At 41.3% G+C, this 15,302-nt stretch carries 23 protein-coding genes and 2 tRNA genes; 7 read left to right on the top strand and 18 right to left on the bottom strand.

The genetic code is table 11. From position 1 onward, the window contains the following. Positions 1-10: 10 nt before the first annotated feature. The 8 genes from rplL to CH352_RS03730 all read right to left on the bottom strand — a co-directional run bounded on the left by rplL (position 11) and on the right by CH352_RS03730 (position 3,130). Entirely contained in the window at positions 11-397 is a 387-nt protein-coding gene (gene rplL / locus CH352_RS03765) for a 50S ribosomal protein L7/L12 (protein ID WP_100705589.1), read from the bottom strand. Positions 398-454: 57 nt separating this feature from the next. Then, the gene (gene rplJ / locus CH352_RS03760; protein WP_100705590.1) at positions 455-988 is read right to left on the bottom strand and encodes a 50S ribosomal protein L10; all 534 of its coding nucleotides are present in this window, start codon (positions 986-988) and stop codon (positions 455-457) included. Between the two features lie 26 nt (positions 989-1,014). Next, positions 1,015-1,707, bottom strand: coding sequence for a 50S ribosomal protein L1 (gene rplA / locus CH352_RS03755; RefSeq protein WP_100705591.1), 693 nt, complete (start codon positions 1,705-1,707; stop codon positions 1,015-1,017). A gap of 3 nt (positions 1,708-1,710) precedes the next feature. Beyond that, a complete protein-coding gene (rplK, locus tag CH352_RS03750; protein ID WP_100705592.1) occupies positions 1,711-2,139 on the bottom strand; it encodes a 50S ribosomal protein L11 in 429 nt (142 codons plus the stop codon). 41 nt (positions 2,140-2,180) lie between these two features. Further along, complete coding sequence (nusG, locus tag CH352_RS03745) at positions 2,181-2,726, bottom strand: transcription termination/antitermination protein NusG (protein ID WP_020770487.1); 546 nt, start codon at positions 2,724-2,726, stop codon at positions 2,181-2,183. 25 nt (positions 2,727-2,751) lie between these two features. Beyond that, positions 2,752-2,934 (bottom strand): preprotein translocase subunit SecE, encoded by a 183-nt coding sequence (gene secE / locus CH352_RS03740; protein WP_086448612.1) that lies wholly within the window; start codon positions 2,932-2,934, stop codon positions 2,752-2,754. Positions 2,935-2,977: 43 nt separating this feature from the next. Next, a tRNA-Trp gene (locus CH352_RS03735) sits at positions 2,978-3,048 on the bottom strand. A 10-nt stretch (positions 3,049-3,058) separates the two neighbouring features. Further along, positions 3,059-3,130: transfer RNA gene (locus tag CH352_RS03730), tRNA-Thr, on the bottom strand. 332 nt (positions 3,131-3,462) lie between these two features. Between CH352_RS03730 and CH352_RS03725 the strand changes: the two genes are divergently transcribed. The 4 genes from CH352_RS03725 to CH352_RS03710 all read left to right on the top strand — a co-directional run bounded on the left by CH352_RS03725 (position 3,463) and on the right by CH352_RS03710 (position 6,088). Then, entirely contained in the window at positions 3,463-3,666 is a 204-nt protein-coding gene (locus CH352_RS03725) for a type II toxin-antitoxin system VapB family antitoxin (protein WP_100705593.1), read from the top strand. Continuing rightward, positions 3,663-4,034: a type II toxin-antitoxin system VapC family toxin gene (locus tag CH352_RS03720; protein WP_100705594.1), complete on the top strand. Its 372-nt coding sequence runs from the start codon at positions 3,663-3,665 to the stop codon at positions 4,032-4,034. Before CH352_RS03725 ends, CH352_RS03720 begins: the two co-directional genes overlap by 4 nt. Then, complete coding sequence (locus CH352_RS03715; protein ID WP_100705595.1) at positions 4,031-5,146, top strand: helix-turn-helix domain-containing protein; 1,116 nt, start codon at positions 4,031-4,033, stop codon at positions 5,144-5,146. Before CH352_RS03720 ends, CH352_RS03715 begins: the two co-directional genes overlap by 4 nt. Positions 5,147-5,248: 102 nt before the next feature. Beyond that, positions 5,249-6,088, top strand: coding sequence for a sterol desaturase family protein (locus tag CH352_RS03710; RefSeq protein ID WP_100705596.1), 840 nt, complete (start codon positions 5,249-5,251; stop codon positions 6,086-6,088). A gap of 66 nt (positions 6,089-6,154) precedes the next feature. On the opposite strand, the gene CH352_RS18995 is transcribed toward CH352_RS03710, so the two are convergent. From CH352_RS18995 to CH352_RS03690, 4 genes are all read right to left on the bottom strand, one after another. Continuing rightward, the gene (locus CH352_RS18995; RefSeq protein WP_165780139.1) at positions 6,155-6,490 is read right to left on the bottom strand and encodes a hypothetical protein; all 336 of its coding nucleotides are present in this window, start codon (positions 6,488-6,490) and stop codon (positions 6,155-6,157) included. Beyond that, positions 6,487-6,999, bottom strand: coding sequence for an ankyrin repeat domain-containing protein (locus CH352_RS03700; protein ID WP_100705597.1), 513 nt, complete (start codon positions 6,997-6,999; stop codon positions 6,487-6,489). Before CH352_RS03700 ends, CH352_RS18995 begins: the two co-directional genes overlap by 4 nt. Positions 7,000-7,095: 96 nt before the next feature. Continuing rightward, the gene (locus tag CH352_RS03695; RefSeq protein WP_100705598.1) at positions 7,096-8,100 is read right to left on the bottom strand and encodes a hypothetical protein; all 1,005 of its coding nucleotides are present in this window, start codon (positions 8,098-8,100) and stop codon (positions 7,096-7,098) included. 110 nt (positions 8,101-8,210) lie between these two features. Then, on the bottom strand, positions 8,211-8,507 hold the full coding sequence (locus tag CH352_RS03690) for a helix-turn-helix domain-containing protein (RefSeq protein ID WP_100705599.1): 297 nt from the start codon (positions 8,505-8,507) through the stop codon (positions 8,211-8,213). Positions 8,508-8,702: 195 nt separating this feature from the next. Here CH352_RS03690 and CH352_RS03685 point away from each other — a divergent pair, with 195 nt between their 5' ends. Further along, positions 8,703-9,398 (top strand): DJ-1/PfpI family protein, encoded by a 696-nt coding sequence (locus tag CH352_RS03685; RefSeq protein WP_100705600.1) that lies wholly within the window; start codon positions 8,703-8,705, stop codon positions 9,396-9,398. Between the two features lie 15 nt (positions 9,399-9,413). On the opposite strand, the gene CH352_RS03680 is transcribed toward CH352_RS03685, so the two are convergent. The 6 genes from CH352_RS03680 to CH352_RS03655 form a co-directional block, all read right to left on the bottom strand. Continuing rightward, positions 9,414-9,755: an LA_3696 family protein gene (locus CH352_RS03680; RefSeq protein WP_100705601.1), complete on the bottom strand. Its 342-nt coding sequence runs from the start codon at positions 9,753-9,755 to the stop codon at positions 9,414-9,416. Positions 9,756-9,953: 198 nt separating this feature from the next. Continuing rightward, positions 9,954-10,589: a peroxiredoxin gene (locus CH352_RS03675; RefSeq protein ID WP_100705602.1), complete on the bottom strand. Its 636-nt coding sequence runs from the start codon at positions 10,587-10,589 to the stop codon at positions 9,954-9,956. 189 nt (positions 10,590-10,778) lie between these two features. After that, positions 10,779-11,324, bottom strand: a complete 546-nt coding sequence (locus tag CH352_RS03670) for an NADPH-dependent FMN reductase (RefSeq protein ID WP_100705603.1) — start codon at positions 11,322-11,324, stop codon at positions 10,779-10,781. A gap of 77 nt (positions 11,325-11,401) precedes the next feature. Continuing rightward, positions 11,402-12,103: an HAD-IA family hydrolase gene (locus CH352_RS03665; protein WP_100705604.1), complete on the bottom strand. Its 702-nt coding sequence runs from the start codon at positions 12,101-12,103 to the stop codon at positions 11,402-11,404. 84 nt (positions 12,104-12,187) lie between these two features. Further along, on the bottom strand, positions 12,188-12,937 hold the full coding sequence (locus CH352_RS03660; RefSeq protein WP_100705605.1) for a type 1 glutamine amidotransferase domain-containing protein: 750 nt from the start codon (positions 12,935-12,937) through the stop codon (positions 12,188-12,190). Then, positions 12,938-14,209, bottom strand: a complete 1,272-nt coding sequence (locus CH352_RS03655; protein WP_100705606.1) for a serine hydrolase domain-containing protein — start codon at positions 14,207-14,209, stop codon at positions 12,938-12,940. Between the two features lie 199 nt (positions 14,210-14,408). On the opposite strand from CH352_RS03655, the gene CH352_RS03650 reads away from it, so the two are divergent. Both CH352_RS03650 and cutA read left to right on the top strand, forming a co-directional pair. Next, positions 14,409-14,885, top strand: a complete 477-nt coding sequence (locus CH352_RS03650) for an LIC_10730 family protein (protein ID WP_100705772.1) — start codon at positions 14,409-14,411, stop codon at positions 14,883-14,885. 69 nt (positions 14,886-14,954) lie between these two features. After that, complete coding sequence (gene cutA / locus CH352_RS03645; protein ID WP_008593982.1) at positions 14,955-15,287, top strand: divalent-cation tolerance protein CutA; 333 nt, start codon at positions 14,955-14,957, stop codon at positions 15,285-15,287. The last annotated feature ends 15 nt before the right edge of the window (positions 15,288-15,302 follow it).

Genomic DNA, 15,302 nt, shown 5'->3' with positions numbered 1-15,302 from the left:
GGCTCCCTGATTAGACAGCCTTAAGTTCGATTTGAGCTCCGACAGCTTCTAATTTCTTTTTAATGTCGTCAGCTTCTGCTTTCGCAACGCCGTCTTTAACAGACTTTCCGCCAGCTTCTACTAGATCTTTTGCTTCTTTCAAGCCAAGACCAGTGATCTCGCGAACAACCTTGATAACTTCGATTTTTTTATCGCCGAAACCTTTCAATACAACGTTGAAAGAAGCAGGCTCTTCTGCTCCTGCCGCTGCTCCGCCACCTGCTGGTGCTGCAGCTGCTACTGCTACTGGAGCCGCTGCGGAAATTCCGAACTTCTCCTCCATTTTTTTAACTAGATCGGCTGCTTCCACAAGGGTAAGTTTTCCGAGTTGCTCTAATAACGCTTCAGTGGTAGACATTTGGTGCTCCTTTGATTCCGTTTGGTCCTTTAAACTACTTACTAACTAAATTGGTTCTTACTGATTGTTCTTCTCTGCGACTGCTTGGATAGCTCTTGCAAGACCTGCGATAATTTGGTTTAGACCAGAAGCGATGCTTCTTGCCGGACCATTGATACCGCCTGCGATCTGAGCCAAGAGTTGCTCTCTTGACGGAAGACCTGCGATTGCTTCCACATCTTCCGCGTTCAGAACGGATCCGTCTAAATATCCCGCTTTCAGAATAAGATTTTTATTCGTCTTAGCGTATTCTTTTAGGATCTTCGCTGCGTTTGGAAGATTTGCGTCCGAGAAAATCGCCGCTAGAGGTCCTTGGTATTCGGATCCAAAGGCGATGTTCTTATCCTTATGCTTCTCGGATTCTTTAAGTGCGAGTAGAAAGAGATTGTTCTTGATCACTTTCATCTCGGAACCTTCTTTACGAAGTTTCGCGCGAAGATTAGTGATATCTTCTACTGTGAGTCCGCTGTAGCTGGCTAGGATAAAGTCGCTACGTTTTTCTAATCTGCCTTTTAATTCGGCAACTGCTTCAATTTTTTCCTGGCTGGGCATTGTTCCTACTCCCGTCTACTACATCCTTAAATGGATGTGTTGACCAGTTCCTTAACGTCTACTTTCACACCGGCACCCATAGTTGGGGAAACGGAGAAAGTTTTCAGATAATCACCCTTTGCATCCGAAGGTTTATCCCGGAGAAGAGTTTGAACTACTGTACGAATGTTTTCTACTAGTTTGGTGTGATCAAAACTGACTTTACCAACACCTAGGTGAACGACTCCGCCTTTGTCTGGACGATATTCGATACGTCCTGATTTCAGTTCGCCAACTGCTTTCGCAACATCGTTAGTCACTGTTCCAGCCTTAGGCTTAGGCATTAAACCTTTACGTCCTAAGATCGGCCCAAGCTTACCTACTTCCTTCATCATATCAGGAGTAGCAACGCAAGCGTCGAAGTCGGTCCAACCGCCGGCAACTTTCTCGATCAGGTCCATATCGCCCACGAATTCCGCACCTGCGTTTTTCGCGTCGTTTTGTTTGTCTCCTTTACAGAAAACAAGAACCCGAACCAGCTTACCGGTTCCGTGAGGAAGAGAAATAGTTCCCCTCACGTTTTGGAGAGATTTATAATTTACTTTCGTAGCGATTTCTATCGTTCCATCGAATTTAGAATAAGAAGAAGCTTGAGCTAATTCTACAGCTTTATCGATCGGATAAACTTTAGTTGCGTCGACTTTCTCTTTAGCCGCGCGATATTTTTTTCCGCGTTTCATGAATTAACCCTCTACCGTAACGCCCATGGAACGACAAGTTCCGGCGATAATTTGAACAGCTGCGTCCAGATCATTCGCGTTTAGGTCTTCCATTTTGGTTTTAGCAATTTCTTCTAATTGCTTACGAGTGATCTTCCCAACCTTAGTGGTGTGAGGAGTTGCGGAACCAGACTCTAATCCGATTGCCTTCTTAACAAGAAGAGCTGCCGGAGGAGACTTGGTAATGAATGTAAAACTCCTGTCGGAGAATACTGTGATTACAACGGGGAGCTTATAACCCATTTGGTTTTTAGATCTCTCGTTGAACTGCTTGCAGAACTCCATGATGTTCAATCCGGCCTGACCGAGTGCCGGTCCGACTGGAGGAGCAGGGTTGGCCTTACCGGCTTCAACCTGGAGCTTAATCTGCTTTACTACTTTTTTTGCTGCCATTGGCGAAACACCTTATTTGTTTCTCCCGGTTCTCCCACCGGTCAGGGTTCGGTTTTGACCTGTAGATAATCTAATTCCACAGGGGTAGAGCGTCCGAAAATCTCCACCTTCACTCTGAGCCTTCCTTTGTCCGGGAAGATCTCGTCTACGACTCCAGTAAAATTCGCGAAAGGGCCATCGATAATCTTCAGGCTATCTCCCACTTTAAACAACAATCTAGGAGTAACTGGCTCCTCTGATTGGAACTCTCCGGTTTCCGCGAAAAGATTTTTCACTTCGTCTACGGAAAGAGGTTCAGGTCCTCCATCTTTTGATCCTACAAAAGTAGAAACAGAAGGAAGACTTTGGATCATGAAACGAAGGTCTTCGTCCATATCCATTTCAACAAGAACATAGCCCGGCATAAGTTTCTTCTTAGTGACCTTCTTTTTGCCGTTCTTCATCTCGGCGACTTCCATGGTAGGAATACGCACTTGAGAAATCTTCTCCTCCAGCTTGCGCTGTTGGATCAGCTTTTCCAGATTTTTCTGGACCTTATTCTCGTGACCGGAATAAGTCTGTAACGCATACCATTTCAAATCAGCCATCATAATCACATTTTATCCTAAGTTCTTACAGATTCCAGAATCCGGTAAGAAGCTTCACAATCGCAGTATCCGAAAAGAATAGAAAGGCAGAGAAAAATAACACCGTGACTAGAACAACGATGGTGGACTGCATCACCTCTTGTCTATTCGGCCATTGAACTTTTTTCAGTTCTTCTCTACATTCTTGTACAAATGCGCCAAACTTCACTATATAAATCCTTCCTAAACTCAAAGAACCTGCGGAAAAACTCCAGGTCTGGAGAGAATCGAACTCCCACCAAGGACTTTGGAGATCCTTGTTCTACCATTAAACTACAGACCTATTCGAACTTAGCCCTCTACCAGGCTTGAACTGGTGACCCCTTCCTTACCATGGAAGTGCTCTACCACTGAGCTAAGAGGGCATGTCTATCTACCCGCTCCCAGAGAGGAGCTAGAAATACACAGTATTTTTACCCAGGGTCCCTGGTCAAGGTTTTAGCAGCTATTCCCTAGTTGCTGGCATTATTTATGCAAGGAAGAAGGATTTTTGGATCTTCAGCTTCATGCGCAGCTCGACTTCAGTGTGATATGCGGGCATTATGTGACATAAGTAAATCACTCATTAGGGAAGAAGGTTACGTACTTTCGAAATTTTCTCTGCTAAGCACCATGCGGAATCACTTTTCCGCCTCCGAAACGATTTTCCGCTCCCATTCTCTTGACATATGGCATTTTTCACCATATATTACCATATATGATAGCTGTCAAAACCACTCTATATATTCCAGACGAGCTGATTTCCAGCGCCCAAGACTATACCGGAATCCTAGAAAAGACACGTCTCGTGCAAGAGGGATTGCGTGCATTGATTCGGGAAAAATCCGCAGAAAGAATGGCTCTCTTAGGTGGAAGCGATCCAAAAGCAGAAGGCCCTACCCGCAAAAAAATTTCTAAATGACGGCGGTGCTTGTAGATACTTCTGTTTGGATCAATCATCTACGAAAAGCGGATCCGAAACTTACGGAACTTCTCCGCCTAGGTTTGGTCAGACGTCATCCTATGGTAGAGGGAGAACTCAGCCTGGGAAATTTTAAGAATAAGAACTTTTTTCTAACTGAGTACGCCCAATTAAAAGAAGTTCCGATCGCAAACCATAAAGAAGCCATGATCTTTTCGGAAAGAAATTCCCTGGCGGGACTCGGAATCGGTTGGATTGACGCACATTTGCTTGCAAGTTGTGTCTTAGGAAGTGCAAAATTATATTCTGCAGACTTGTCTTTAGTAAAGGCTGCGGAGAAGGTTGGCATCGCGGAAATTACAACATGAACGAGTTCGGGATCCAATCTTATACTTCTTTATTTTTAGTCTTTTCGATCGGACTCGCATTTTTATTTTCTTTAGGGGAAATATTCTCTTCTCCCAGAGGAGAAAAACAAAACTTACTGGCCTTTATTTTTTTCTTAGTAGGGATCTTTCTATCTCATGCATTCTTGCTAACATGTAAGATGATCATTCACTTCCCAGGTTTGTATCTAACACATCTTCCTGTTTCCGGACTGATGGGACCTTTTATAGAACGTTATCTTCTTCTTGCGATGGGAAACACCCCGGAGTCTAAAAAAATATTTTATCTGAAGATGATTCCCGCACTCGCGATATTTATTTGGATGGCGCCCTTCTATTTTTCAGGAGGCCCGGAAAAGATCGAATTACTCAAAAGCCTACAAACCACCGGTCTTCCTTTATTCTTAAAAATTCCGGTATTAAGCACAATGGGAGTCATGTTCGCGTTCCTGTTTTCCACATTCTTCCGTTTGTTTTGGGGTTTTAGATTCTCAGTCATATACAAGGACCCGAGAATGCTTACGATCTTTGCAGTAAGCGTTAGCATTCTAATCATTTTATTATACGGATCTATATCCGTATTTTTAGGATCTATCAGAGGTTTAGAAGGTGTAGGTTCTTTAATCGGGATCTTCTTATGTTCTTTGTACATTCTGCGCCAAGGATTCCCCGAATTTTTCTTAGAAGTACAAAGAGTGGTAGAAGAAGAAAAAAAATATAGGGCCTCTCAACTTGGCGGACTAGATCTTGAAGATATCAAACAAAACTTAGAAGACTTATTTCAAAGGGAGAAGGTATTCTTAAAGGAAGATCTGACTCTCGGATTTTTAGCAGGCAAATTAGAGATTAGTACCCATCAACTTTCGGAATATCTGAACAATGAAATTGGAAAAAATTTCTTTCAATTACTGAATGAATACAGGGTAGAAGAGGCCAAAAAGAAAATAGAATCAGATCCTCAGGAAGTTTTATTGTCCATCGCCTACTCTTCAGGATTTGGCTCTAAATCCGCTTTTAACGAGGTTTTCCGAAAGGAGACCGGATTTACACCCTCCGAATACAGAAACAAGATCCGCAAAAATAAGTCCAAGTAGTCCGTTTCGATCGATCCGGACGTATATTTTATTCCGCTCCGATCGGGGAGGACGATTTCTTTTTGGATCCATCGTAAACTGAATACAGAGATCGGAGGAAAAATGGCAATCAACGCTTGTGATTTCGGTTGGGAATGCGTTCGGAATTTCGGACTATTCCAACTATCAATGAACTTTATCAGATACTACCCTTTGGCAGGGCTTGCATTCTTCATATTCTGGGTTTGGAAAAAAGGATACTTTGAAAAGTACAGGATCCAGAAAAGTTTTCCAAAATGGGAAAAGGTAGTATACGAGATCAAACAATCTGCCGTGACAATGGTAATGTTCAGCTTGGTTGCAGTCGTTTCTTTCAGCTTACAAAAATTGGGATATCTTCCAAGAGCGCTCTACTTTGATATCTCCGAAAGAGGTTGGGCTTACGCGATCTTAAGTTATATCTTGATTACAGTTTGGCATGAGACCTGGTTTTATTGGGCTCATAGGTTAATGCATCACAAAAAAGTTTACACATTCGTACATGCAATCCATCATAAATCCGTAAACCCTTCTCCTTTAGCTGCTTACAATTTCCATTGGGCGGAAGCATTTTTGGAAGCGATCTACGTAGTACCATTCATAAGTTTGGTCCCAATCCATTTCGGAGTGTTTATATTCCATACATTCTATGCGATGGTGATGAATATCTGGTGGCATCTAGGATATGAATTTTTCCCGAAAGGTTGGGCAAGTAATCCGATCACAAAATGGATCAATACTTCTACCCATCATAACCTTCATCACCAAAAGTTTCATGGGAATTATAGTCTCTATTTCAATTTCTGGGATAGGATCATGGGAACAAATTTCCCGAATTACGAGACCTATTTCGACGAGGTAGCAGCGAAGAAAGAAGATTACGAAAAAAATCCTATAACCTCCGAGATAGGATTCGCAAAGTAGATCTATTTTATTAATAGCTCAAACTGGAAACCGAGATAACTCGGTTTCCTTTTTTGTAACTGGGATTTAGAATATAATTCCAGATCCTCCATGACCACCTCCACCGTGACCTCCTCCACCACCACCGTCACCGCCAGAACTACCGCCACCACCTCCTCCTCCGGATGATCCTCCCCTGGAAGTACTGCTTGTTCTTCCGGAGGATGAAGTTACAGTATGACAGTCCGATTTACAGTCGTCGCAGACAACCTTACAAATGAATCCAATTCCAAGAGAATTTTCATTGTTCGCAACCAACAGACAGATGGAAAAGTTCTTATCACAATCTCTTACGCAACGATCATCATTCATGCAAGATTCTATAAATAGAAGAACAAGAACTATCTGAAATGCCGATTTCATCTTTTTGGACCGATCTCATGAGAAGCCAGCAATTCTTTGATCTGGATAGATTCTTCTAAACTTGCTTCCGAAAATGCAGTGTGACCTTGTTTACTTTTGATATGTACATTCGCACCATTCTTCAAAAGAAGTTTAACTATATCCAGATTCCGGTTGTAAACAGCCATCATAAGAGCCGTATGGCCGTCCCTAGTTTTGGCGTTAATGTCCGCACCGTTCCGAACTAAAAATTCTGCGATCTCTACTTCTCCTTCTCTCGCTGCTATCATCAAAGGAGTAAAATTTCTAGTAAAAGGATCTCTCGTATCCACAGAATAGCCGGCTCTCAAACAATTTTGTAAACCGAATAGATCTCCCTTATAAACAAAGTCGGAAGGATAAGGACTCCCACCACCACCTCCTCCTGCGTATTGAGTAGAAATGCAACTCATCAGAAAAATTCCCAAAACGAGCAAGGCGCTCCTTACGTAAAAAGGAAGAACTGTAAACTTGGAAGTGAAAAGATTCATAAAAATCCCTCTTAAACAAGAGGACCAGGTTCGAAGAAGAATGTTCCCGATTCGTGAAATTTTTGTGAAATTGGAAATATTTTATTTACAAGAGGTTCAATTAAGAGGAGGAGAATCAGGCATGAAGATAAGGATACGTCCGTCTTCCTCCATCTTTACGTTGGAGAGAGACAAAGCTTTTTTAAATTCCGAAAAACAGAACTCGAATTGGGAAGATTCATCCCTGTCCAGTAGTAAGACCTTCCCTTGGTGAACTTGAATCCCTCCGAAGAGTAATTTTCCACCAGTAACATAAATATAATTTTTAGAATTTGTTTTAGGAGAGGGAATATCTTGTTCCGCAATGAACTCGATATCTAACGCATTTTCGTCCAATTTAAGGTCTTTGATCTTACCTTCCACTTCCGGATCGGGAAAAACAGAAAAAGGTTCAAAGAACACCTTGTTTCCTATAAAGACAAGACCCTTCCCCTTAGGAAAGCGGACCAAATCCTCAATAGATACACCTACAGTATTTAAAAGTTCCTTTGTATAAGGATTTAATAATGCTCGAACGGACTCATTCTCCAGCAAGATTCTACCGGACTCCTGATCGATCTTAACGGTGGCAATGCCTTCGAAGGAGACCCAAACAACAAATTTGACCTCCCCAGCAATTTTAAGTTTCCAGGCACCGTTATGAAAAATCGGGCGAAGTTTAATTTTACGAAGAGTAGATCCTGGAAAAGAGAACAATCTTCCGTTAATCAGCTTTTCCAGACTTTCAAAAGAGATATGGATATTTCCGTTAAGGATCTTAAGAGTAAAAAGTTCCGGCCGATCAAAAGGTAGAATTTCTCCGTTTTTAGCGATGGCCTCCAAAGAGAGACGATCCGCTTCCACGAAAATATCCTTCTGCCAATAAAATCGAACGTTTTTGAGAATTAGGCGAGGCCTGGCGAAATAATTAAATTCAGTGACGCTTTCCGTTTCGGATCCAATATCCGAAAAAGATATCTCCATATTTTCTAAACCAAGTCTTCCCACCCAGAATGAAAGGAAAGCAGTTAAGATCAGAAAGATACCGTAAATCCAAGGACGTAAAATTCGATTCGGTTTCATTTAGCTTTTTGCCTAAAGGCAATTGGAATTTTTTAGAAGAACCGTTGTTCTTGGCTATTCTTTTCTAAGAAAGATAGATTGTTGGAAGACCAACGGATCTAAAAGAAATATTATTTGGACTTTTTCTTGGTAGAACTTGCGGCTTTTAAAGACTTCTTTTTGGATTTGAGTACTGCTTTATCATCAAACTTAAAGAAGAAGTCCACAGGTTTCTTATAAAGTTTTGCCAAATTCCAGAATTCAATAACGTCTATCCTTCTGTCTCCCGCCTCGACTTTTGAAATGAAAGATTGCGGTGTTTTAAGCGCCTCGGCAACATCCACTTGTGTGAAACCTGCTTCTTCCCGGGCCTTCTTTAGCAACTTTTGGAAAATCTTATATTCTTCGGTGTAGATTGTTTTAGCCAAGCAAAGCTAATTCTACTTCCCATTTCAGAATATGCCAAATTGGGATATTAGGAAGAAGTCTTTTTAACTGATTTTTATCAATATGAAAACTCCTTCCCTATTCGAATTTCTGAAAAAGGGCTTCACCTCGCTCCTCAAAATTTTTCTTTTGAATTCGACTTGAAAGACTTTTACGAGCCATATTCCATCTTATCTATGCAAGAACCGTTCAATATCGGATTACTTATCTTTCCAGATCTAACTCCACTGGACTTTGTAGGTCCTTATGAAGTATTTTCCAGAATGAAAAATTCCAAAGTTCATATTATTGCAGAAACGAAAGATCCAGTCCCTTCCGAAAGAGGACTTTTCATTCTTCCGGACAGAAGCCTGGACGAAAACATAGATCTGGATTTGGTCTTAATTCCAGGAGGACTCGGAGTCAATCGACTTATGGAGAACGAAAAAGTTCTGAATTGGCTAAGAGAAAAATCGAAAACCTCTAAATACATTAGCTCCGTCTGCACAGGCTCTTTGGTTTTAGCTGCAGCGGGCTTATTGAATGGATACAAGGCAACCACACATTGGCTCTCTTTGGATGTGCTAAAACTTTTTCCCAAAATCGACGTGAAAGAAGATAGAGTAATGATCGATCGAGACAGAATTACTGGAGGCGGAGTTACAGCAGGGATCGATTTTGCACTCCGAGTTGTGGCAGAGATCCAAGGACAAAAAGCCGCAGAAGAAATCCAACTTATGATCGAATACAATCCTGAACCTCCTTTTTTAAGTGGGCATCCTAAAACCGCAAATCCAGATATAGTTTCAGAAACTAGATCCTCTAAGAAAAAGGCCCAAGATCTCAGAAAAGAAATCGCTGTAAGATCCATCGAAAGACTTTCCAAAACTTGAAACTCTTTCGAGAAATTATAATTTAACTATGATCGAGAAAATACCGGTCAAAGCTATGATTGCGCCTACCATCCATTTTGTCTGAGAAGCGATGAGTTTATGCATTTCTATTCGAAGTTCGGCAATTTCCGCTTTCACTTCAGCTCTGAAATCGGCCAGGTCTTTTTTATATTCAACGCGAAATGCGTTCAGTTCTTCCACAAGCCTCTTTTCAAATCTTTCGAAAATGAGTTCCATTACATTCTCCCTATTAGCCGCGAACGAATCGTCGATAAAATCCACAAATTCGCTCGCACCTTTTTCACCCAGAACTTCTTCCAGTTTTCGCGGTATTCTGCGAAACATAGGCGTTGCCATAATTATGCTCCTAACGGAGAAGCTTGCAATTCGAATTTCCCCGTTATGAGGCTCGGGTCCGGAATATTGATTTCCGCGCGTACTTTTTATTAGAAAATTTAATTCCGGAATCAACATTCCAGAAAAACTTTATAGAAATAGAATATAATAAAAAAGGAGTCCGAAGACTCCTTTCTGAAACTGAAATATATTTCCTTCTTACTTATTCGGTTGAGGAGTGTATCTCAAATAAGGCTTAATCTTCTTAAAACCTTTTGGGAATTTTTTCTCAGCATCTTCATCCGAAACAGAAGGAACTATGATCACATCCTCTCCATGCTTCCAGTTTGCCGGAGTTGCGACGCTGTAATTCGCAGTCAATTGTAGAGAATCAATCACTCTCAAAAGTTCATCGAAGTTCCTTCCAGTAGAAGCAGGATACGTCAAAGTTAGTTTCACTTTTTTATCCGGACCGATCACGAATACGGAACGAACAGTAGTGGTCTCGCTTGCATTCGGATGGATCATATCGTAAAGACCGGAAACTTTTTTGTCTGCGTCTGCAATGATCGGATAGTTTACAGTAGTGTTTTGGGTTTCGTTAATATCTCCGATCCAGCCTTTATGTGAGTCTACTGGATCCACGGATAGCGCGAGGACTTTGACATTCCTTTTCTCAAATTCAGGTTTAATTTTCGCAACGTAACCGAGTTCTGTCGTGCAAACAGGAGTATAATCTTTCGGGTGCGAGAATAAGATCCCCCAACCTTCTCCCAAATATTTATGAAATTCTATTGGTCCTTCGGAAGTTTCTGCCAGGAAATCCGGGGCCACATCACCTAATCTAAGTGCCATAATCGATACTCCTAGTTTTAATTATGATCAACTTCACAGAATATTGCAAGAATTTTATTCGCTATAGCGGACAATTCATCTCAAATAATATACAAAAGACAATAAAACAGAATTTCGAGAGATTTTCTTTCCTTTTCTAACGATTTTGCATCCTTTTAGGGATATTTATATGAATCTGAGCAAGCGCAGTTAAGAAAGTTTAGAATCTTGGATCAAACGTTCCAGGCTTTCTAAACAACTTTTGAGTTCCTTCTCCGTTTGCCTATCCATGATATTTCCATCCGGATCCACCTTCTTATTCACGGAAGGGATACTTAGAACGCAGCCATCATTTATCTTAACTGTAAGAACATTCAATAAATGTAAAAAAGCTTCTTGAGCCTTTGAAGCTCCTCCATAACCCGGAGATGCATTGATCAATCCGACAGGCTTTCCATAAAGTTCAGCACTGGAAACAATCCAATCTAATGCATTCTTCAGAACACCTGGAATCGCAAACGCATATTCGGGACTTGAAAAAAGAATCGCATCTGCTTCTTTCAGTTCTTTTCTCCATTGCGTAACTTCTCTAGGAGGAGAATCAGTATCTAGGTCGGGATTAAAATGCGGGATCCGATCCAATGGATCTGCGAGTGTGATTTGTAAAGAATCGTTTGCGATCCTTTTTGCTGCGAGTAATAAGGCCGTATTGGAAGAACCTTTTCTTAAACTTCCGGAGACTGCGAGTACTTTCATTTTTGTTCTAACTCGATTCTTTTTTGTATTCGATTAGACTTGTTTGGAGGAATAAAAGAATTCGAAAGAGGATAAACTCACCCTTTTTTTAATATCGCAGTAAGCTCTCCCAGATCTCTAATATCTCCTTCTACATGTTTATGAAATGCGGTCCATCCTCTAGATCTAGTTGGCAGTATATCCAACTCTACCTTGTCTCCGCAATAGATCAATTTGTCAGGAGAAAGTCCCACAAGCTTCTCCGCTTCTTGGAAGATCAAAGGAGATGGTTTTTCATATCCGAATTCAGCGGAAACAATCACTGGATAAAAATGATCCAAAACGCCTACGCTTGCAAGTAACTGTTTGAGTCTATGATCCCAATTGGAAATGATTCCGAGACCGGAGCCTCTTTGTTTTGCAAACTCTACTAATTCATAAAAGCCCGGATCGATTTCCCAGACGGAAGGTTCATCAAAACGTTTGAATATAGATTGGAAAATAGGGTCCGGTTCCAAATCGGATCCTATTTCTTTTAGGAAGAAGCCCAACAGCTCTCTCCACCATCCCTCGCTCCCATCTTCATGTGCATGGAATTTATCCCTGAAATCCGGAAGTGGATGACGCGTCATGTGTGCATAGGCCTTACGAAAGGCTCTTTCCATATAACCGTTTGGATGTTTGGAACCGTCTAGGCCGAATTCTTTCAAAACTTCGAAATACACGTCCCCTGCGGGCTTTTTCATCGTAAGGAGAGTATCTCCCACATCTAGAAAAATGTAATGTTCTTTGGAACTCATTCGGTTATCGGTAGAGGGACCATGATCCGAACCCTCTATAGTCAGTATGCATAGGTTATATTAGAGGAAAATCAAAAACCGGAGCTAACCGAAGAATTCAGGAAGTTCACGGGCAAACTTATGTGCATCTCCAGGCCATCTTGCGGAAAGATAAGACTTATCTAAAACACTGAACCCCGGTTTAATATTAGAAAAACTATCTCTTGCGATAGGCATCGGCCCTTCTTGAAAATCAGTACTGGATTCTAGAAAAGAAATCACCTCATCCTGTAATGGAGTAGGATAAGTTCTATAATAGTCCCCGAGCCAGGCCCGAGTCAAATTCCAGGCGAGAAGTTCCTGAGATTTCAAAAGTCCTGTGGTTTTCAGTCCATACAAGCTGGACTTTTTTGTTTTTGGATTTTTGGATCTTGCAGCAAGAAGTACTCCATGACAGATCGCTGCCACAGGTTTTCCTTCCGCAAATGTGTTTCCCACCAAATTCTGCAAAGATTCCGATTCAAGATAAACCCTCATCCCTTTTGCGTGTCCTCCAGGAAGAAGCAAAACATCAAAAGAATCTAATTTGATAGACTCGTATTTTTTAGGATTTAAAAACTCATTCGATTTTTCTAATTCTCTATAAAGTAGAACATCATCATTCTTTGCTCTTAAAAAAGACGATAGAATACCCAAACCTTTTCCGGTTACCATTCTAAAGTCAGCTTCTCCTGAGGTTCCGCTCGGAGTCGCGAATATGATCTTATACCCGTTTTCTTTTAAAACCTTCCAAGGCACGGATACTTCCGTGGGATCGAAATCAATTTGAGGAATTGGGATTAGAACAGTCTTCATTTAAGGATGATTTTGTTTTATCCCTGGTTCTGCTGCAATCCTTGTTTCATCCGCTCCTTCTTTAAGCTTAGGATCTAAAGAAGTTCTGGCAGATATTTTTAGCTCTTTCAGGAGCGCTTCTTCCCTGTCTGGAGAAGGGATTTTATCCGTAGATATTAAAGAGGCCTTGATTGCATCCAACGCGGAAGTTAAGACTAAGTCAGGTGCCTTGTCCCAAATGGCGCTGGTCATCACTAAAACGATCTTACGATGAGGGATCACATAAATAAACTGACCACCTTTTCCATTTGCCATGAAGCTAGGCTTTCCTTCAAATTCATGGATCCAAAATTGGAGTCCGTATCTTTTTTCTACACCCGGCTCTAAAGTCCAAGCGATCCATTCAGGTTTTAAGATCTGACGACCCTGCCATTTTCCTCCATCAAGATAAAGCTGCCCGAGCTTTGCCATATCGATCGGTCTCAATCGAAGTCCAAAACCGGCGGTTTGTCTTCCTGATTTCGACGTATTCCATTCTTCTCCTTTAAAACCTAACCAGGAGAATGCAGTGCTCTTAGAATATTCATACAAGGTTTTACCAGTCTTAGCTTCCAAGTAACCTGCGACTAACTGGGTATCTCCATTAGAATATTCGAATTTAGTTCCGGGAGCCGAAGATACTACAGGGATCCAAGCGATCGCGAGCGGGTCTGCGTCCGTTCTGATATCTTCTTTTTTAGGAAAGGAATCCCAGCCCATTCCGGAACTCATACGTAATGCATCTTTAAGTCGAATAGATTCTTTTCCTTTTAATTCGGAAGGAAGAAGGCCAGGCAAACTGGACTCCGCAGAAGACAGGCTGTCTTCCAAGTCCAAGCCACAATCATTCGTATAACAAATACCTAACAACATGGAGACCACAGACTTGGTCACAGAATACATATTATGATTATGATTTCTGGAGATCCCTCCGGCATATCTTTCGAATACTAGGTTTCCTTCTTTCAAGATGAGGAGAGAGCGTACCTCCGTTTTATCTTTTCTGAGCTTTTTAGAAAGTTCTACTAGAGGTCTGGAATCCAGTCCCAATTCTTCCGGAAATTCTACACGGAAACCTTCTACAGGATTTCTATCTAAGGTTTCGTTTTGGTCCCAGGCAAGTCCGGAAGGGAGTTTTACCCAGCCCCAATCCAAGGCGCTGCAATTGGAAATAAAAAGAATAACTAAGGAGAGAAGAAAGAAACGTTTTACTGATGTACTTGCAAAAAAACTACTCACTAAAAGACCCCCCATTCAAATTCTTAGGTCTTAAGTACTGCTTAGACAGACTCTATTGTAGGTTATCCTACATTCAATACTATTGAGACCTTGGTTGGAAATTTTTTTCCAGCCGATTTCTAGGTAAAAGAGTGCAAAATTTATGTATTTATTTGTTAAACGACGAAAATATTTGCAGAATCCTAATCCCAAAGGTTTAGTTTTTAGGAACCTAATGAAAATTAAATTCGGAATATTATTATCCTTCTTTATACTAAACTGCTTTTTCGCTGTGGATTGGAGTTCCGACGAATCCGGCAAGGTGAGAGGAAAGGGTTCCGTGGAGGATTTTCCGGAAGCTGAAAATGCAAATCTAAGCAAACAAGAACTTTCTAAAAGGCCCAACAAGGGAGGCTTCAAAACCAGAGAAGAGCAGGAACTTTTCGATATGATGATCTCTTCCGGTGCGGACCAAAGCACGGCTCGGAATTGTGCCGCAAAATATGGAAACTGCAAGAGCCAATGTTGGACTCAATATCCTATCCCTAAAGTGGAGACTGTTTTTACTGCGATCACTGTGGATCGTAAGAGAGAAGATTGTATCGCAAAATGCAGTAATCTTTGTGATGATTACACTCCTTCTTCGTCTAGAGGTTCCATGCCGAATTCAGGCAAAGGAAATTATTCGGATCCGAACGCTCCAAGATACTAATCCGATCTTTCCAAAGAAAGACTGGACAAAGAATGAATACTTCTTATCCTCCTTTTTCTCGGAGGAACCATGTCTTCATCTCAAGAAATTTTAGTTTTCACCACTCTGGCGGATCGCGATCTAGCGGAAGAATATATCGCAGAAATGCTTCAGCTCGGAATCATAGTAAGTGGCACCATTTTCCCTGAAGTGGCTCTTTTGTACCAATGGGAAGGGAAACTCACGATCGATTCGGAAAACAAAATTCTTCTAAAAGCAAAAGCAGACAAGTATGCCGCAATCGAAGAATATATTATGAAAAAACATCCCTATCTCGCTCCAGAGATCATCAAAATGGATGTTAGTTTCGGTTCCGATAAATTTAAGGCTTTTATAAAGGACAAAATCGCGAAAGGAGGTTAAACCCTTTCGCATTGA

The sequence above is a fragment of the Leptospira hartskeerlii genome (assembly GCF_002811475.1).
In the GTDB taxonomy this organism is placed as follows: domain Bacteria; phylum Spirochaetota; class Leptospiria; order Leptospirales; family Leptospiraceae; genus Leptospira_B; species Leptospira_B hartskeerlii.
The sequence above is the reverse complement of the archived record's forward strand: the minus strand, read 5'-3'. Positions and strand labels throughout refer to the sequence as shown.